5 protein-coding genes are annotated in these 20,639 nt (G+C 71.3%); all 5 read left to right on the top strand.

All coding sequences use genetic code 11. The annotated features are described in order from the left end of the window. Positions 1 to 92: 92 nt before the first annotated feature. The 5 genes from QFZ71_RS28820 (at position 93) to QFZ71_RS28800 (ending at position 20,127) form a co-directional block, all read left to right on the top strand. On the top strand, positions 93 to 563 hold the full coding sequence (locus QFZ71_RS28820) for a type VII secretion system-associated protein (RefSeq protein ID WP_307671082.1): 471 nt from the start codon (positions 93 to 95) through the stop codon (positions 561 to 563). Between the two features lie 73 nt (positions 564 to 636). Continuing rightward, the gene (locus QFZ71_RS28815; protein ID WP_307671081.1) at positions 637 to 4,224 is read left to right on the top strand and encodes an AAWKG family protein; all 3,588 of its coding nucleotides are present in this window, start codon (positions 637 to 639) and stop codon (positions 4,222 to 4,224) included. A 112-nt stretch (positions 4,225 to 4,336) separates the two neighbouring features. Then, positions 4,337 to 4,786 (top strand): YbaB/EbfC family nucleoid-associated protein, encoded by a 450-nt coding sequence (locus QFZ71_RS28810; RefSeq protein ID WP_307671080.1) that lies wholly within the window; start codon positions 4,337 to 4,339, stop codon positions 4,784 to 4,786. Positions 4,787 to 4,788: 2 nt separating this feature from the next. Beyond that, entirely contained in the window at positions 4,789 to 5,145 is a 357-nt protein-coding gene (locus QFZ71_RS28805; protein ID WP_307671079.1) for a hypothetical protein, read from the top strand. A gap of 90 nt (positions 5,146 to 5,235) precedes the next feature. After that, on the top strand, positions 5,236 to 20,127 hold the full coding sequence (locus QFZ71_RS28800) for a hypothetical protein (protein ID WP_307671078.1): 14,892 nt from the start codon (positions 5,236 to 5,238) through the stop codon (positions 20,125 to 20,127). The last annotated feature ends 512 nt before the right edge of the window (positions 20,128 to 20,639 follow it).

The following is a 20,639-nucleotide window of genomic DNA, read 5'->3' as shown; positions in this document are numbered from 1 at the left end:
GGGCGGTGCTCCCCGCGCGAGCGCCGCCCGGCACGGCGGCGGTGGCGGCAGACCGAGCACGACCGGCACCGAACATCAGGAGGGCGAGCCGCATGGCCGACCGGACCTTTTTCGACGTGAAGAAGCTGGAAAGCTTCCGCGATACGGAAGTCACCACTGCGCACAAGGCGGCGGACACGTATCGCAACCACGAGGACAAGGGAGGCATCCGTCCGCTGTCCCAGCTCATCGACAAGCGCACCACTCCGCAGAACCTGAACAAGACGCAACAGATCCTGCGGCTCGGCAACATGCTCACGTCGGACCTGGTCTCGGCGCAGACACTGGTAGCCAACATCACCACCGCGGGCACTGCGATTGACAAGCTTCTCGGTGATCAGATCACCCTCTTCAGGGAGATGAAGGAAGCCCTCCAGGACACCGTCGACAAAATGAAGAAGACCAACCAGGACAACCTGAACGCCATCGACGCGCAGGCCCTGCTCCAGTTGTTCTCCGAGGTGGACGAAGCCATCGTGGCCAAGCCGGGCGGCAATACGACCACCACCAGCAGCACGACCTGAAAACACCGTAGCGGGCGTCGGCGGGAAGCATGTCGTCCGGAACGGACCGGGAAACGATCAGAAAGGGTGCGCGGTGGCTGCGGAGCGGTTCGACCCCGAATCCGAGAAGAATGTCGGTAAATACAGCGGCAAGGTCGCTCGCTCAGACGCTGACGATACATGGGGCAACCTCATCAAGTTGATCACCGGCTACCCCGTCCCCGAGCGATCCAAAATCTTCGAGAAGCTCACGTCCGCCAACGGCGGGCCACTTTTCCGAATGGACATCAAGGAGCGCGACCTGCAGGAAGTGCTCAACAAGTCGGGCTTCGCGGTCGAAAAGGGCCAGGACTACGACATCTGGTTTTTCGACAAGAAAAAGAACGGGAAGGGGAAGACCCAGCTCAAGCAGGCCCGGATCGTTTTCGAAGGCAGGAGTGTCGACTCCAGCGGAAAAACCCAATTCGCAAACATCGAAGGAAAATCAGCGAACGAGATCGAGTACAGCAAGGGAAACGATTTCAAGGACTACCACAAGGCCGAGATGAGCACCATCCCTCTCGCGCAGTACATGTACGGTCCGCGATTCGCCCTGAACGCCCTGGCCTCCGGCAGCACCGAAGGCATGGCCTTCAGCAACCTCGGTGTGCCACCGGGAGGCGTGGTGGACCTCAAATCCTTCACCAGGGCCGCAGATTCGTTCGACCGAGCCGCGCACTTCTTCAAGCTCCATAAAGAAACCATCCTGGGCTGGGAGAAGAAGTTCGGCGGCGAGGGCGCCGCTTGGAAGGGTGAGTCCGCCGAGGTCTTCCTGGGTCTTCTGAAGAAGATTCGAGAAAATTACGAAAGCTACACCAGAACTTTTTATGCTTCCCTGGGCAAGGAGTCCTCTTCCCACTCGCAGAAAAGTGAACAGTCGAACGTCAGCACCGTCTACGCGCAGGCTCTCGCCGAAGGGCGGTCGCACCTGCAGAAGGCCGCGAACAGCCTCCTGAAGATCTGGTACGACTGGACTCAGTCGCCCTACTACGATCCGCTCCGTGTCCTGCGCTATGTGCTGGACGATCTGGCCCGGTGGTGCGAAGAGAACAACATCAAGCAGACGGAGATTTACACCACGACCTACTCTGGCGCCTACAGCAACAACTACGCCGGCAGCACTACCTTTCACGCCAGCGAAAAGGGCGGATTCAGCCAGATACATCCCGAATATGGCGATCTCGCGGAGATAAAGAACTGGGCCAAGGTCGGCCAGGCGGCCGTGCGTATTTGGAGCCAAGGAGTCGACACGTACCTCGGCGAACCGGCCGCCCAGGTCCAGTCCGACCTGAACAACAAATTCCTGGACCTCGGGATGGTGTTCACCCAGAACGTGCCACAGCCCAAGTCGACCAAGACCGTCGCCGCCGAGTTCAAGGAGGCACAGGCCGAGAAGGAGAAGAAGAAGCTCGAGAAGGAGAGGGAGGAGACCAAGGCCGAGCAGAAGAAGGAGAAGGAGGAAGCGAAGACGGAACGGGAGAAGGAGAAGGAGGAGTACAAGAAGGAGAAGGCGGAGGCCAAGGCCGAACGGGACCAGGAGAAGGCCGAGTACAAGAAGGAGAAGGAAGAGGCCGAGCGGAAGGCGGAGGAAGAGCGGAAGAAGATCGAGGAGAACCTCGGCACCCTCAACAAGCCCAGCTCCGATTTCAGCAAGTCTCTTCTCAATGAGATGCCCCCCACCGTCAGCGTGGGCGATCTCGGCGGTCTGAACGGCAAGAGCGGTGGCGGACTCGGCGGCCCCGTGACCACCTCGCTGGGCAGTCTGGGGAATCTCGGCGGCGGCCTCACCGACACGGCGGGCAGCCCCGCCGGCGGCGGCCTGGCGGACAAGCTGGGCGACATCACCGCCGGACTCGGCGGCCCCATCACCACGCCCCTGGGCAGTCTCGGCAACCTCAACGGCGGGTTGGGCGGGGCCGGCGGTCTCGGCCTCACGAGGCCGACCGGCGGCCAGACCTCGCTGACCGACGGCGGGGCTCTCGGCTCCACCTTCCCGGACGGCAGCCGCACCTCCTTCGACCCCCGCACCGGAACGCTCACCACCACGGCCCCGGACGGGTCCACCACCGCCAAGAAGCTCGGCGGCGACGCCTCGGTGACCAACCCCGACGGCTCCACCACCCGGCTGGGAGCCGACGGCGACCTCGTCACCACCTACCCCGACGGAACCGTCGAGAAGATCGACCCGGCCACCGGTGAGGCGTCCACGACCCGCCCGGACGGCACGACGACCAGGACGGACCTCGGCAACCTGGAGGGCCTGAACGGGAAGCGCGTTCCGATCGGGCTCGAGACGCCCACCGGCGGCACCACCTCCCTCGCCGGCGGCGACTTCACCACCCACCACCCCGGCGGCGGCAGCACGTCCTTCGACCCGGACACCGGGGTCCTCACGACCACCGCCCCGGACGGCACCACCACGACGACGGACCTGACGCACGGGGCCACCCGCACCAACCCCGACGGGTCCACGACCTCCCTGCGGAACGGGCAGCTCACCACGGAGTTCCCCGACGGCAGCAAGCAGGTCATCGACCCCGACACCGGCATCGCCACCACCACCGACCCGCAGGGGAAGGTCACGCGGACCGACCTGGGCGACCTCGGCGGGATCAACAGCCCCTCCAGCGACCTGGCGGACCTGGACAACAGGAGGGTCGCGACCCCGACCGGCGGCAGCACGACCATGCGCGGCGGGGACGTGGACCTGCGGTATCCGGACGGCAGCCGCGCCTCCTTCGACCCGGACACCGGGAAGCTGACCACCACCGGCCCGAACGGCGCCCTCACCACGACGGACCTCTCCGGCGGCACCAGCCACACCGCTCCGGACGGGTCCAAGGTGACCTACGAGAACGGGAAGCTGACCACCGAGTTCCCCGACGGCAGCAAGCAGGTCGTCGACCCGGAGACCGGGGTCGCCACGACCACCGATCCACGGGGCAACACCAGCCGCGTGGATCTCGACGGCCTCGACTTCCCCCGCGACCCGGGCATTCCGAAGACGATCGGAAGCGACTTCGGCAGCGGTTCGCCGTCCTTCGACAGGCCCTCCCTCGGCAATCTCGACCTCAACCTCGGCGGAGGCGCGAGGAGTGGGGGCGGCGGCCAGAGTCTGGGCTCGCTCGACGGCCTGGGCGGCGGCTCCTCGTCCACGGAGGCCCCTCGGGGCGTCGACGCCTCGGGGAACGCCGTACCGCTGTCGGACCTGCCGACGAGCGGCGCCGGGACGGACGGCGCCGCGTTCGCGGGCGCCGGAGCGGGTGCCGGCCTGGGGGCCGGGGCCGGCGCCGGAGGCGCGGGCACCCCCGGAGCGCCGATGATGCCTCCGATGGGCGGCATGGGCGGTGCCGGTGGCGACAAGGGATCGCACAACGAGCGCGTGCGGGCCATCCTCACCGACGCGCTCGAGGAGGGGAAGCGCCGCAACCGCCGCAGGCGCGGCCCCTGGGGGCGGTCCGAGGACGAGGACACCTTCCTCGCCGCCGGCAAGCGCCCCGCCACCACGGGCGGCCGCGGCGCCGACCGCGACGCGGAGGACCCGGCCCGGCCGAGTACGACCACGTCCTCCGCATACCTGGAGGAGGACGAGGATGTCTGGGGCACGGAGGGCGGCAGCGCACCTGCCGTGATCGGACGATGACGGGTCGCGTAACACCAGGTCACGGCGGGGGTGGCCGAACTTCCCCCGCCTGCGGGCCCGTACGATATGGGGCAACGGCCGAGACACGGCGGCGCCGGAGGGGTGGGGATCGGTGACGGATTCGCTGGATCAGCGCGTCGAGCGGGCCATGGCGGAGTTGAAGGCCACCGAGGAGGCCGTCGCCCGCACCGAGCGCGAGTTGCGGGAGGCCTCGTTCGACGCCGTCTCCTCCGACCGGGCGGTACGGGTCACCGTGGGGCCGCAGGGCGAGTTGAGCAACCTGGAGTTCCTGGAGGGCAAGTACCGGGGCATGACGTCCCAGCAGTTGGCCGCCAGTGTGCTGGAGGCCTCCCAGGAGGCCCGGACGCGCATGGGCCGGCATGTGATGCAGGCGATGGCCCCGTTCGCCGGGACCAGCGAGGGGATGCCGGAGCTGAGCGGCCTGGACGTCGACTGGGGCAAGCTCTTCGGCCCGGAGGTACTGAGCGACCCGCGCGACGAGCCGGGAAGAAAGAACGGCGCGTCCTGGCGGGACGCGCTCGGCGAGGACGGCGAGGAGTAGCCATGTCGAACAGGTACTACGCGAACCCCAACCGCATCGAGGCCGGCACACGGCAGTTGGAGGCCATCGCGGAGCTGGCCCGCAAGATGACCAGCGACTTCCTCATCGAGAGCAACGGCACGTCCACCTGGCCCGGGGTCGACGACGACTTCGCCAAGCAGGTCCGCCCGCAGGAGAAGAAGGACCGCGAGGCCACACGGGAGACCTGTGAGGCCCTCGGCAAGGCCGTGGCCGGCATCTCCCGGGGCACCCTCGAGAACGTCAAGTCCATGCACGCGCTGCGCGGCGAGACCCTGGGGAACATCGCCAAGCAGGACAGCCGGATATCCGACGCCAACGGCGGTCATGGCCGGCGCTGACCCCTCCTCGACCGTCCGGCCCCGCAACGCGTCCACGTGCTGCGGGGTCGCGACGGCGTACGCGCGGCGAAAGGGCTGCCCCCGGTGAGTATGCAGGCATCACCCGCGGTGAACGCGATGCTGTTCATCCTGACCGGGGAAAAGCTCCTCCAGGCCGACGAGGACCTGGCGTACGAGAGTCAGCGGCCGTTCGGGCAGTTGAGCAAGCGGACGCGCGAACTGTCCCAGCTCATCGAGACGTCGGTGCGGGATATCGCGGAGTCCATGCCCGGGGACGTGGCGGACTCCTACGTCAAGGCGATGAGCCTGCTCATCGACGACGCCGGCAAGAACCATCTGCGTGAGTTCGGCGACCAGTTGGACAAGATCGCGGCCAGCCGGGTCAAGCTGTCCATGGACATCATGGAGGCCAAGTGGCAGGTGATCGCCGAGGTCATCCGGCTCCTGATCGAGGTCGCGTTCTACATGGCGCTGGCCTACTTCACCGGCGGCGCGTCGCTCAGCCGCATCGCTCTCGCCAAGGCTCGCAGCAGGTTCGCCATCCTCGCCACGATGAGCCACCTGCTGCAGCGCACCCACCTGCTGCCCGCGGTGAGCGAGGCGCTGTCGGAGGCGTTCACCTCGTTCGCCGTACGGCTCGGCATGATCGTGGGCGCCCCGGAGGGGCGGCGGCCCGACGGCTTCGACTGGAAGCAGATCGCCAAGGACGGCGCGTTCGGGGCGTTCGCCGGTGGGTTCACCAGTGTGTTCCACAGCTGGTCGAAGGGGCTCGTCAAGGGCTACGACGCCAAGTTCCTCAAGGACTCCCCCGACGTCGACTTCAAGAACGGGCCGAACTTCTCGAAGGGCGGCCTGAACTCCCCCGGAACCGGGCCGGTCGGCGGCGCGATGGTGGGCCACCACGTCGTCAAGGAGACCGCGGACTTCGTCGCGTCCGGCAGCGGTGAGGCGTTGGCGGAAGTCGTCGCGGGCGGCATCCTGTACGGCAAGTGGGAGACCAGTTGGTCCACCTTCGTGGGCGCGGGTGTGAGCAACCGCGTGGGCGGGGCGCTCCAGAGCGGCGGCGTCAACCTCGGCACGGCGCTGCGGGACGCGGCGAACAAGGCCAGTGCGCAGACCTCCCCGCCTCCTGGAGGCGGGCCCGTCACGACGGTCGGCGGCGCGGGCGGATCAGCGCGTGGCGAGGGCCGAGCGGACAGCACGACGACGGACGGGGCCGCCGGGCAGGACGCCTCGGCAACGGACATCGACGCCGGCTCGACCGCCCCGCTCGGAGGCGTGCCGTCGTCCTCCCCCTTCTTCCCGTCGTCCACCGGCCCGACTTCGTCGCTCGCGGAGGCCGCGCTGTGGCAGCAGGCGCAGACCGGTTCCGCCGCCGAGCGCGCCGCCGCGCTCAGCGCCATCGGTGAGCTGCGCGGCCAGGAACCGCCGACCGCCGCCGAGGTCAACGCGCGCGCCGCGCTGCACCAGAGCCTGGCGAACGTCCCCGAGGTGCGGGTCGTCTCCGGCGGCCAGAGCCCCGAGGCGCTCCAGGACACCGCCGCCGTACGCCGCGGCCTGGAGGGCCTGGGCCCGGACGTCACCGGACACGAGCGCCCCGGCACGGGTACGGCGACCGGCGACACCATCGGCACCGTCGGCACGGGCGCGGGCACGGCGACCGGCGACACCGTCAGCACCGTCGGTACGGGCACGGAGACCGGCAACACCATCGGCACCGGCGTGGCGACCGGCAGTACGGGCGGCGCCACGGGCACGACCGGCGCGGGCAGCGGGGCCGGGACGAGCGACACGGGCCGCACGACGGACGGGACCGACGCGACCGACGCGACCGACGCCCGAGGCTCGACCGACACCGCCCCCGGGAGCACCACGGGGACGGCCACCCCGCCCGCCTCGGTCGGCAGCGCGGGCCAGGCGACCAGCGTCCCCGCTCCCCCGACGGCTCCCGTCACCACCCCCTCCAGTACCACGTCCCCAGCGCCCGCTGCGGACAGTCGGCAGGCTTCCGACACTCGCACGGCGACGGACGGGACCGACACCACCGCGCAGGACGCCGCCGTCGAGACGTCTCCGACCGGCACGGACACGATCGCGGAGCACGGCTCCGAGACGGCGCCCGACGCCCGTACGAACACCCCGGCCGAGGGCCGTACGGACAGTGACACGCCCGGTGGCCCTGCCCCCGCGCCCGGCAGTGATCCCGCGACCGCGCGGGAGGCCGCGACCGGCTCCCCCGCGCCCCTGTCACAGCCCGCCATGCCGATCACCACCGTGTCCGGCGCACCCGGATCGACCGGGGCACCGGGTGCACCCCCTGGTTCGCCGTCCGCCAACAGCCCTGCCGCAACAGGCCGTTCGGCTTCCGGCGCGCAGAGCGGCGACGGTACGCCCGCTGCGGCCACCGACACGGATCCGACCGACTCGGCCCCGCTCCCGTCGACGGAGACCCGCGACGGCCAGGAGGCCCAGGATCCCGCGGCGCAGAGCGACGCGGCGCGCGACCCGGCGCGGCAGACGCCTCCTTCGACGGTGGACGGGCAGCAGGCTCCCCTCACCGTCGTGGTGTCGGACGGGCCGCTGCCGTACGGGGACCCGGAAGCGGCCTCGCGGTTGCTCGACCTGTCCGGCGGGGACCGCGCCGTCGTCCTCGGCCCTCCGGTCGCCCCTCAGGGCTCCGACGCACCGGGTTCGGGCCGCCCGGCGCACCGCGAGGCCGCCGTGCTCTCCCGCGAGAGGTCCGGCGCGCCCACCCAGATCCGTACGGTCTCGGCCGCCCCTCCGGCGGCGTCCGACGCCGCCGCGCACGCCTTCCCCGACGCCGACGTGCTGCTGCCGCTCACCGACGCCCTGACGTCGGAAGCCGCCGCCGACCTGGGCCTCGTCCCCCCTCCGGCGCAGCGTCCCGGCACGGGCGAGGTGGACGAAGCGCCCCGACCCGTCGCCACTACGAGCAGCACGACCGAGGACGGCTCCGCGCCCGCCGAGCCGGCGCGGACGGAGTCCCGAGCGGAGGAGCGGACCGAGCCGCCCGCAACCGCCCCCCGCACCACCACCACCGGCACCGGCACCGGCACCGGCACCGAGGATGTCGCCTCCGAGGTGTACCTGGAGTCGGGCACCGCGCGGGCCGACGGCCCGGCCGCCCCCGCGTCGCTCGGCACCGCTGCCCCGGCCGTGGCGGCGGCGCCGTCCCCCCGGCCCGCCCCCCGTAAGTGGAGGACCCCGTCGTTCGCCCGGTTCGTGGCCCGCCCCTCCCGCTCGCGCGATTCCAAGGCCACCGCCACCGCGCCGGTCATCAGGGCCCTGGACGGGCACGCCCTCCCGATCGACCACGTGCGCCGCCTGGTCCCCGATGACGCCACGCGCCCCCAACAGGGGCGCACCGTACGCACACTGACGGTGTCGCAGAGTACGGAAGAGGACAACTCCCCTCAATCGGAAGGCCGTCAGCGCCTGGCGGAGCTGGCCTCCTACCGCCCCACACGCACCGTCACGCGACCGGCCGGGAACGCCGAGGACGGGTCCCCCCGACCGGCCACGACCGCCACCTACTTCACCGGTCCTCTCAAGGAGCTGCCCGGCGCCGGCACATCCGAGGGTGCGGACTACTTCGTCGCCCACGGCACCCCGCGTACCGTCACGCTCGGCACGGACGACGCCGACCGGCCCTCCGTGGTGGTCAGCGGCGTCCAACTGGGCGAGGTGCTGCGGGCCTGGGGCAAGGACGCCGACCGGGACCGCCCGCTGGTGCTGTACTCCTGCGAGACCGGCAGGCAGCCCGAGGTGGCGGGGTTGCCGGTCGCCCAGCACGTGGCGAACCGGACCGGCCGCCCCGTGTACGCCCCCACCACGGAGGCGGGCACCGCCAAGGAGTCCGACGGCACCCTGCGGGCCACGCTCGCCGAGGGGCCCGACGGGCCGGGCGAGTGGCGGATGTTCACGCCGGAGCCCTCGGGGCAGCGGCTCGAGGACCTGGCACGGTCGGCCGGTCTGCACCAAGGCCCTGGGCCCGTCGACGCGTTCGCCCTGGCCCGGACGCTCCAGGCCGTCCGCACCCTGCGGGGGGCGTTGGGCACGGACGCCGAACAGCGGGAAGACAGCGAGCGGTTGATCAGCGGTCTGGCCTTCGCGGACGGTCTGCGATGGCTCTCCCCCGAGCCGCGGTACGCCGACGCGCGGATGACCCCCGCGCTGCTGCGCCGCATGGTCGCGGACCTCAACGGGCTCGACGAGAACACGCCGCCCACCCAGGACCAGTACACCGACTTCCTGCGAGCGGCGGACGGGCTGCGGGAAGACGCCCGTCCGGACATGTCGTTCGACTCGCTGGTGCCGCCGCCTCCCCCCGAGGTGCCGCCGACCGCCCCGATCTCGCCCGAGGACGTCCACGGGCTCGCCTACTCCCCCTCGGCGCGCGTGACATGGCAGTTGTCGAGCGCCCCGCTGCCGTTCTCCGAGTTGGAGCTGAGCCCGGAGGACACCGCCACGCTGCTGCGCCGCAGGCCGGACCTGGTCGGTGGGGCCGTGCCCGCACCGACCGCTGTGCGGTCGTCGGCGGACGAGACGTCCGCCGACCGGACCGGCGGGCGACCGGATACGGGCGGCTCGCCCGCGCCCGAGGCGAGTCGGGTGCACGCGGACGGCCGGGACTTCCGCCGCGTCCCGGTCCCCGGCGACGGGGACTCCTTCTTCGACGCGGTGCTGACGGGGGCCCGCGAACAGGGCGTCCTGCCGCACTGGGCCGGGCTGGGGACCGCTGATCTGCGGGACCTGGTCCGGACACGGCTGACCGGCTCCGAACTGGCCGATGCCCTGACCCAGTACGTGCCCGACCCCGTCCAGATGGTCCTGGACCACGTGCACGAACACTTCAGGGGCGCGTCGGACGTCGCGGACCCATGGGCGGACACGGCCTGGGACATGATCGCGGAGGCCGTCCTGGCGGGCGACGCGGCCGTGTGGAGCCAGTTGCTGCGGGACAGCGGCTACGGCTCCCTGCTGGAGGTGGCGCCCACGCCGCAGGACGCGCGTCTCCTCGGCAGCGGCGGCCTCCTGTCCGAGGCGGCGGGCCGCTCCGACCTGGCGTCGTCCCCGTTCGGCCACCTGCTGCCCCAGGCGCTGGCCCACTCCATGGACATCGACCTGCGCATCGTGCACGGCGACTCCGTCACCGACCTCAACCCCGGCGGGCGGGGCGGCATCCTGTACGTCGCCTACGACGAGAGCGGCCACTACACGGCGCTCGCCGCGGCCGGCTCCGCCTCGCGGGGCGCCGAGCCGGCGCACGGCCAGGACGTCCTCGCGGGCCGGCGGTCGCCCCTGGACCTCCTGCGCAGCGCGTTCCGGCGCACGAAGAACACCTCGCAGGACAGGGAGTTGGCCGCCCTGCGCGCCGCCCGTACCGAGGAGGCCACGGGTGTTCCGATCGAGACGCAGCTCGACCGGCACCGCCCGCCCCAGTTGGTCGCGTCCGGCGCCGAGCCGCCCGCGCGCGGGAGCGGGCCGGTGGTCTTCGAGGACGGCAGCCGGCTCCCCGAGGAGCTGGTCCGCCCTGGAGGGGTCAGGGCCGGCGGCTTGATGTCCGGCGCCGGCCGTATGACGTTGCGCGGGACCGACGAGGCGGCCGACCAGATCCTCGCCCGACTGCCGGCAGAGGTGCGGGCGCACTTCGACGAGGCCGAGCTGCGCCGCCTGTTGAACGACGAGCCCTCGGCGTTCACCGCGCCGCGCGGGGCCACGTTCGTGGTGCGCGGGAGCAAGGAGTGGAGTCCGGTGGGGCGCACCCCCGTGGGCTACGAAGTCACGGTCGAGGCCCTGCCGTACCACCGCTGGGAACGGTTCGCGGACCCGAAGGGGGCCTCCGTCCGGCTCGACACGGTCCACCGCGGCCAGGCGTCGACGGGCGTGCCCCGCTCAGTGGGAACGGCGCGCAAGGTCGCCGCCGCCACCACCCTGGGGGCGCCGATGCCGTGGATGGTGAAGGCGGGCGCTTCGTTCGGCCTCACGCGCCGCACGGACTACAGCACGGGCACGCAGATGTTCAACCAGACCGAGATGCGGGACTGGCAGGGCTCCCACCTCCACCTGGACGACGTGTACTACCAGGTGAGGATCGACAAGCTGACCCCGGCGTCCGCCCCGGAGCAGTCCTGGCGGCGCGCGACGCTGCCGCTGCGGCCCGACAGCGGCTTCCAGGTGCGCGCCGGGCTCACCTGGCGGCTCCAGGACACGCTGACCGAACCGTACGACGGCCCTGATCGCGCGCCCGAGAGGATCGACTTCCGCGAGGGGGACCTCCCCCGCGTCTCGGACACCGAGGCCGTCTACTTCCAGGACGCCCCGGAATCCCTCGTGCTCCCCATGTCCGGTGTGCGGCCGGGGAGTACGGCCCACCGCACCCTGATGTCGTTCCTGCGCCCCGCGCGCCTGCTGGGACTGCTCCCCCGACTGACCGGCCAGGTCGTGGGGCCGGAGCTGACGCGCGGCAGATCGCAGAAACCGCTGGGGCACCTGATCGTGGAGCGCGTCGTCCCGAAAAGAGCCACTCTGGTCACCGAGGCCACCCAGGTCGAGCTCCGCGACCTCACGCAGACCACGTACCAGAACGAGCGGTCGCACGTCCGCGAGGCCCAGCTCGGTGGACAGGTCAGCGCCGGTCCCGCCCACACCCTGCGCGTCGGCCCGGCGACGAACCTGCGGGTGCAGGGCGGACCGGTGGGGCGCCTGGACGTGAGTGCGGGTCGCACCCTCTACCTCGGCAGCTCCGCGGCGCGCAAGGTCACCGGCCGGACCAAGGGAACGCCGGTGGCGCTGTACCGGGTGGAGAAGACCCTGGACGTGCGCAAGCCGGGTCAAACCGAGAAGCGAACCATCAACGTCGTAACACTGGACTGGCTGCCCACGATCGAGGCGCGACGGCTCGCCGACTGGGACGCCCGTACGCCCGCCCAGAGCGCGGCAACGCCGGGACCGGAGCCGGTGGCGCCCCCCTACCTCACCGAGGACGAGCCCAAGCACCTGGGCCACACCAGGGTCGAGCGCTTCCACACCGCCGAGCTCCCCCCGATCGACGGCAGCGGGCCCCCCGCCGACCCGGCCCAGACGGCGACCCCGGCCGAGACGGACCCGGCGAAGGAGTTCGCCGAAGCGGTCGTGGCGCAGCTGAGCCGCTCCTACCCCGGACTGCTCCCCACGGCCGGGGTGAAGAGGCACCCCAGGCTGGCCCGGCTGCTCCACACCGACCGGCAGATCCAGACGATGCTGCACAACGAACGCCAGATACAGGAAGCACTGAACCGGCCCACGCTGGCCCAGAGCCTGGAGGCCCTGACGACCACCGGCGTCACGGTGAGCCTCACCGAGCACGGGTGGGGGCGCAACGGCCACCACACGCTGAAGCTCACCGCCGATCTGGACGAGCGGCAGTACGTGACGTCCCTCAGCGAGCGCTCGCTGCGCAACTCGGTCATAGCGACCCAGCAGTCGGGACAGGCGCAGTCGAGTTCGCTCAGCAAGTCCCTGGGGCTGGAGGTCGGCGTGTCGCCTCGGGACAAGGCCAAGTCCTCGCAGACCGGTTTCCCGCAGCGGACGGGGTTGTTGACGGCCGGCATCCGTCTCGCCTGGGGTCGGCAGCGGGCGACGCGGAACACGGTCGCGGTGACGAACGAGCACCTGACGATGCAGACCGCCGCCCACCTGTTCAGCTACCGGGTGAGGTTGAACGCCTCGTTCGAGGGCCACCGCAGGCCGCGCGGCTGGGCGCGGCTGGCCTCCCTGGGCGTGCTCGGCGCGGGCGTCTTCGTCAGCCGGGTCACCCCACCCCCCTTGCTCGCCGGGGACGCGGCGGTGGTCGGCCGGGTGGAGCTGGCCGTACCGGCGGCGCACAGCTCCCACCGCTACGCCGCGGTCCCGCGGGGCCCGCTCCCGACCATCGCCGAAGTCCCGACCGAAGAGTCGGCGGACGCCTTGATCGACGGCACAGCCCCCCGGCCGACCGCGGACCCGGCGGACACCGATGCGGCGGCGGCGCGCGAACTGCTCGGCCGCGCCTACTCCGTACTCAGCGTCGAAGGGGCGCCTCGTCGGCAGACGGAGGCGCAGGAGGTGGCCGCTCGGGCGAGCGGGCAGTCGTGGCACGTCACGATGCCCGGCGCGCCGTTGCACGACACGCTGAGCCGGGCATCGGAGAACCTGTCGGTGGCGGGCCAGATCGGCCAGGCGCTCGGCCCGTTCGGCATCCGGACCACCGGCCTGATCGGCGCGGGCCCGTACCAGACGCACCATGTGAAGACGACCCTGCGGGCCCGGCTGCGGAACCTGCGGGTGATCGGCGAGCCGAGACCGGGCAACATGGAGGTGATGACGGGCGCCGAACGCAAGATCACCGGCGGCAGTGCCTCGACCTTCCGGACGACGGTGGGGTTGCAGGGTTCGCTCGTGATCCAACCGGACACGGCCCACCCCTTCCGCGGCACCTACGCGGCGGCGGGCCAGTACGCCCGGGGCTCCGGCTCGTCCCAGTCCCGGAGCATCAGCCAGGGTCGCAACGTCGTGCTCAAGCACAACGGCCGGATGTACCCGGTGATGGGCGACCTGCGGGAGACCGTCGCCGTACGGGACCGGTGGAGCGCGGCGCTCGGCCTGATCGGGACCCGCTCGGCCACCACCGTGCAGTCGTGGGCGGGTCGGGTCCCGCCGTGGCTGCGGTCCGCCCTGCCGAAGCCCCGCCCGGCGGCCGCCGAGACCTACTCGGTCTCGGATGCGGTGGTGTTCCACGTGCCGATGGAGGACGCCATCGAGATGGGCCTCGCGCCCGACGGCCTCGGCGAACAGATCCCCAAGCACCTGGCGGGCGGCTACCGCGTGCCCGCGTACCTGTACCAGCGCTTCCCCACCCACGCCAGCGGCGTGCTGGACGCGAGTCGGCACGCCCAGGACCTGCTCCCGCGGCTGGAGGAGCTGGGGGTGCCGTCGCACGACCGCGACCAGGTGCTCCAGATGCTCTCCCCGGACTTCCTGCGCGCGCAGCTCCACCCCCTGACCTCCGAAGGCGTCACCCTGCCCGTCCGGCACCGCGTCTGGTCGCGCCCCGGCGACCTGCCGACCGGCGGCAGCCCCGGACAGGTGCGGTTCCAGCTCATCCCCGTCACGACCAGGGTGGAGCGGTTGCGCCACGGCCAGGAGGTGGAGGACATCCGGCTCGACGGGAGCGACACCGAGACCGCCGAGTCCCACGACAGCGGCACGGAGGCGTCCCTCGCCTTCTCCGGGGCCCCCTCCATGGGCAAGGACGCGGGGTTCCTCGGCGTCGGCCCCACCATCCAGGGCACCGCCTCCGGCCAGGACCAGAGCGTCCGGTCCCGGAGCAGCGGCAAGGCGAACACGCCCACCATGTCCACCACGCTGTCGCACGCCGAACTCGTCACCGAGTACAAGCTGCAGGTGACCCTGGTGGACCGCGACGGCACCCCCCTCGTCACCACTCCGCCGACGACGGAGGAGGACCCGGAGAATCCGGCGGCGTGGCAGGGCCAGGTCGGCACCCTGCGCGAGCACGTGTCGGTCCACCTGCTCACCCCTCAGGGGGCCGGCGTCGCAGACGTCACGCCGACCGCTTCCCCCCGCGCGGTCCAGGTCCTCGCGCCAGCGCAGGCCGATCGCGCCAACATGGAGGCATGGCGTTCGCAGGACAGCCTCCCCGTTCTGGACGACGCGTTGGGCACCGGGTTCCTCGCCGTGCACGCGCTCCAGCCCGACAACGTGTACGACGCGCTCACCCTCGCCACCGGCCAGGCGGACGGGGTGGGGGGCCGCCTGGCCGAGGGGGTGCTGAGCGACGAGGCGCTCGCCACGGCCGTACGCGAGGCCCGGCGCGGCCCGCTCACCGCCCTGGGCACCGCCCCCGCCCAGGCCCAGCGGGAGATCACCGGGCAGGCCGGGCTCACCTCCGGTCTGCGAGCGGCCCTGTCCCCGGAGGGGCTGTCGTTGCCGACGCTGTCCTCCTCCGCGGTGGTCGGCCAGTCCCACACGGCCGAGACGCGGTTGTACGCCAAGCTGCGGCGGGAGAAGGCCCAACTGCTCGCGGTCGAGAGCAAGCCGAAGATGGAGGGCACGGCTCGGGTCAAGGAATCGGAGTCCCACACCCTCGCGTCGTCCGGAACGGTGGAGGCCATGGTCGGCACCGCGCCGATGGCCGGTGCGACGGGCGCCGGCGTGATCACGCCCGGCGTGGCCGCCACCCTCGCCAACACCACCGACAGGACGGAGCACAAGGGCGGTACGGAGTCCAGCATCGGGACGAACCCGAAGGTGACCGGGCCGCGCAGCATGTTGTTCTCGCTGCCGGTGAGTTGGCGGACCGTCGTGGAGGCGGATCACAACGTGACCGACGCCCCGGCCCGCGCGTTCGGCCGGCTCCGCCGGGGCCCCCGCGTCACCGAGGCCGAGAGCCCCATGTTCGTCTGGGTGCGCGAGGACATGGCGAGGGACCTCGGGCTGCTCGACGACACGACCTTCCCGAAGGAGACGAGCGCCGCCTGGGACGCGATGGGCAAGGCCCAGGCCGACATGGTCGAGAGCGAGAAGCGCTATTACGACGCTCGGGCCCGCGCTCGGGCGGCGTGGCTGGACATGACGGAGGCCGAGCGGGAAGCGGCCCTCGCGGACCCGGAGGAGGAGCGGGGCCGGAAGACCCCGGCCGTCGTCGAATGGCGGGAGGCCCGCGCGGAGGCGCTGCTGTGGGAGGCGCGCACGATCGAGGCGGCCGCCCAGACCCACCGGCTGCACGGGGAGGCGGCCCGCGTCACCGCGCTCCACTACGGGCGCGACGCCGCGCAGACCCCGGGCGCCGAGGAGACGCCCGCGGCCGCACCCGTCGCATACCAGAAGCCGGCCTGGCGCTCGGAGGCCCCCGCGAAGTACACGGTCACCGAACCGACGGCCTCGCGCCGCCGCACGCTCACCCCGCCGGCAGACGGGGCGGACGAGCACGGCCGGCAGCCGCTGGAGGTGCACGCGGTGCCGCGTGACGGCGCCTCGTTCTTCCACGCGTTGATCGCGGCCGTCCAGCACGGGGAGAAGCACGCGCAGCGCGGCCCGGTCGCCTCGGACGAACACCGTGCCCGGGTGGGCAGGCTGCATGACGCCCTGGTCGCGGCGCTGGCGAAGGGCGCCAACGGTGACCTGCTGGCCGCCCTGGCTCCGGACAGCTCGGACACCTTCACCGAGCAGGAGCTGGCGAACGCGGGCGTGACGTTCGAGGGTCCGCACGAGCGGGAGTTCGCCGATCTCCAGGCCCTGCCGGAGACGCTGTGGCTGGAGGATCGGGAGCGGTTGGCGCTCGCCACCCAGGCCCTCTCGCGTCCGCTCACGAAGGACCCGCAGGCCTGGGACCACGGAGCGGCCGACGTGCTGCCCGCCCTGGCCGCGCGGGTCCTGCACAGGCCGGTCACGGTGGTCACGGCCGCCGGCGACCACCAGACGTTCCCACCCGCCCGCGCGGCCGACACAGCCACCTCCGCCGCTCCTCTTTCGGGATTGACGCTCTTCCTGGCGGACGGCCGCTTCCACGTGGCGCTGCCCGAGGGAGCCCCCGCCCCCTTCCCGAAACGGAAGGAGACGGACAAGGGCACGGGCACGGGCAGGGCCGCCGGCGCGGACGCGGAGAGCGACTTCGAGGACGAGAACGAGAACAACGAGAACGAGAACAGCGAGGACCAGCAGGAGAAGAGGTACAAGAGCCGCAGGACCACGGAGCGGGGCGAGGCCACCGGGCCGAAGCATCCCAGTTACGCGACTCCGCCGTGGGCTCCGCCGACCGCCGAGGACGCCACCCGCTACACGGTGGACCGGAGCAGCGGCAACCTCACGGCACCGGACAGGACGACGTGGACGCGCATCGCCGCACAGCCTTCCGACGCGGACGACAATTTGGCCGACACGTTCCACCGGGCCTGGGAGGCGGCCTCCCGGTCCACGAACGCGTCCTCCGCGGCCGGACCGTCCTCGGACACCGCGCCGACGAGTGAGGAGGTGCGTCAGCGGCTGCGCGTCGCCTTCCCCGACCCCTGGACCCCGGCCGCCGACCGGGCGATGGCCCAGCGGGCGGCGGAGACGCTGAACGCGACCGTGACCTTGGTGGAGGAGAACGGCGCCGCACACACCTACCGGCCCCCGGCCCCCACCGGCCCCGGCTCCTCCGCCGCGGCCGCCGCTTCCCTCCACGTGGCGGTGCACCGCAGAGGCAACGACCTCTTCGCCCTGCGGCAGGAGGTGGCGTTCGATTCGGCCAACATGGTCGGGCGCTCGACCGACCCGGCCGGCGCACCGTCGCAGCCCGTCCCCATGAGCGAGGCGCCGGCGGCCCCGGGGGCCGTCGACGACGGCGTGGCGCAGACGGCCGGCGAGTCCGGTGCGGAAGCGGTGCCGATCGTGCCGGGAGCGGTCGGCTCACCTTCGGTGCAGCGGGCGGAGGGCGAGGAGTCCGTGGCGCCCTCGCCCGCCCCGTCCACGATCGAGGACGAGGACGAGGACGAGGACGCGAACGAGGACAACATAATCGCGGCGAAGACCGAGTTCCACCGGAATAGGCAGCAACTCTGGGCCCGTATCAACCGCATCACACCACTGGCCGCGAACGCTGAATTCAAGAAGAGCGTGGCCGCCTGGCTGACAATCGTCGAATCCGACCTGGAAATGGCCCTGGAAGAACGCCCGGACCGGAACGACCCCGACACAGCCGTGGTCGACCAGATCATGAAGGGCTTCCAGTCCGCGGACGTGATGGGCCACCAAGTCAATTACATGTGGTTCTTCCAGCAACAAGACACCCCCGGATTCAAGGACGTCCTGCCCAAACGCGCCGCAGCCGCAGCCGAACACGGCCAGATCTGGTCCAAGATGGGCGCGGCCGAAGCCATCAGCACCGCCAACGTCGGAGCCGGCGTCGCCCTCGAATCATCGGTCCAGGGCTACATCTTCAACGGCCTCGGATTCGGACTCCCCCGCTGGAACGACTCCCCGACCATGGGCGAACTCTGGCTCAAGCTGTCCAGCACCTACGCACAAGGCCTCACCAACCGCGTCACCGCACACGTACTGGACGGAATCCACAACAGCAGCGTCCTCACCACCACCGAATGGCCCGAAGCGAAGAAGCGGATCGAAAGCGGCGAGATCGGTGGCCTCGACATCCACATCTACACGGCCGCCCCCGGCGAGAAACGCCACGAACTCAAATACGTGGAAACCCGCACCGTGCGGACCCAGGAAGAATTCGACGACCTGCCCAGAGTCCCCGACACCGCCGAATGGCGAGAAAGGCAGTGGCAGATCGACACCGAACAAAAAACAGCACTCAAAGAAATCTACGAACGCGACTACAAAATCAAGGCCTTCAAAAAATACGTCGAAAACATATTCGGCACGCAGGACGGCGACAACCGAATCAACTTCCGCCTCACCCGCACACCCCACAGCACCATGATCGGCACCTTCTCCAACGAAATCACCCTCCCCGACGCATCCGCATTCACCACACCGACCCACCAAACAGCCGACGACACCGTCGCCCCCCACGAGGAGATCGCCTACGAGGCGAGCACCCTGTCCGGACGGCGGACCGACCGGACGGGCGTCCCGTCGCAGCGCGGTGCGGTGAGCGGCGCGTCGGCGGCGCATGGGGCCGTCGACGAGGTCGTGACGGACACGATCGGCGGATTCGACGCGGACCCCGCGCCGATCGCGCAGGGAGCGGTCGGCTCCGCGCCGGCGCAGACCACCTCGGGGGCGCCCGAGGTCACGGTGCGGCGCACGGCGGAAGAGGAACTGGTCACCGATCCGCGCCGATTTCTGGCGACCAACCCGCTCTCCATGGATGTGGTGGCGGGTATGAAGGCCCGTTGGGGGGACCGACCGGAGCTGGCGGCCGCCTACGCCGGCCTCGGGTCGATCCTGGGCAGCTTGGACCGCCACTGGTTCGTCCTGACGCCCGACCCGCGACGGCACAGTCCGAGCCGTCCGGCGTACCTGTTGACCCCCGCCCTGGAGAAGTACGTGGCCGACCAGGAGTACCGGGAGGCGCACACGTTCCTGCGGGACGTCGCCGGGCACTCGGATCTGCCGACCGCCCAGGCCGAGGGCAGTTATCTCCACTCCGCCTTCGTCCCTTACCTCAGGGGCGGCGCGAGGGACCCCGCGACGGATGTGGGCCACAAGGACATCCCGCAGGTGCCGGGGAATGCTCCGGGTGCCAAGCTCGTCTTCACGGCCGCGATGAACGGATGCGCTTTCGCCGTCACCGCGAGCCCCCGAGGACCGGAAGCGTTCCGGGCCTGGCACTACCAGTCGCCCGGCAGTCGGATGGCGGACGCCCTGGAGTTCCAGCGCACTCACGCCACCATGGACTGGTTCGGCGACGACGAGTACATGAGCTCCGCGAGCGGTGCCGCCCTGCCCGAGGTCACGAACGTACTCAGCTTCGGGCCGAACGGCTGGGAGGTCCTTGGCCAGGAGGTGCTGATAGCCCCGACCAACGATACAAAGGCGAGCCTGGGCAGTCCCTCCGGCCGTCCGCTCAACCTGGCGCCGGCCGACGCACCACGCAGGTTCAGCCAGGCCGGCGCGGTCTACAAGGGGCTGGTCCACAAGCATCTGGGCATCGTCAAGGACGCGGGTGAGGCGATCAAGAAGCGCAAGCCACCGAAGGACGTGCGGGAAGCGGTCACCCAGGCCCAGGGGGCGGTGGCCGACAGTGCGGGGGGAATCTTCATCGCCGGCGACGCCACCCAGCTACGCGAGCACACCATCGCGGCCTCGCGGCCCGCGCGTGTCACGCAGATGTCGCTGCGGGCCTTGCTCATCAGGCACAGGGCGAGCGTCGATGAGCAGTGGTACGGCAAGCTGCGGTACTTCGTCGAGGAGTTCGGGAACTACCAGCGGTGGCTTACGGAACTCCGGCTCGCCGCAGAGCGCCTGCAGTAGTCTGCCGGCCAGGACTGGGTCCGCCGGGTCATGCGGCTGTCACCGGCTTCGACCGGGGGCGGTACGAGAAAGGCAACAGGCACTCCCCCGTCCAGGAGTGCGGCCGCCCGGCACCGATGAGGGCTCCAGGCCCGCGACAGCGTCGGGTGAGTCCGCCGAGCTGCGCGAGGCCCGCACGTGCATAGCTCGTCGGCGAGCACCCGCCGGAGCCAGCCGATGCAGTACTTCCCGGCTTCGGCGAGGGTGGCTCGGAAGTCGGCCGGACGCGTTCGCGCCCGGGCTCTGCGGCCACCCCAGTCACGCTTCAGCGGATCCGTCCGGGACCGGTTTCCGGCATGCGGGCGGCAGATGGCTACCACCTGACAGGCACTCAGGAAAGTCAGCAAGAGGTCGGCATCGATCCGATCGAACCCTGACACACACGCTCGAACACGAGACTCGACGTGCCTCCTCTCACACCCAATACCCCCGAGCCCGGGGAAGAATGCGGATCGGGGCCCCAGAGTGGCGAC

The organism is Streptomyces sp. V2I9 (assembly GCF_030817475.1).
In the GTDB taxonomy this organism is placed as follows: Bacteria; Actinomycetota; Actinomycetes; order Streptomycetales; family Streptomycetaceae; genus Streptomyces.
This window is presented reverse-complemented; position numbering and strand designations above follow the sequence as displayed.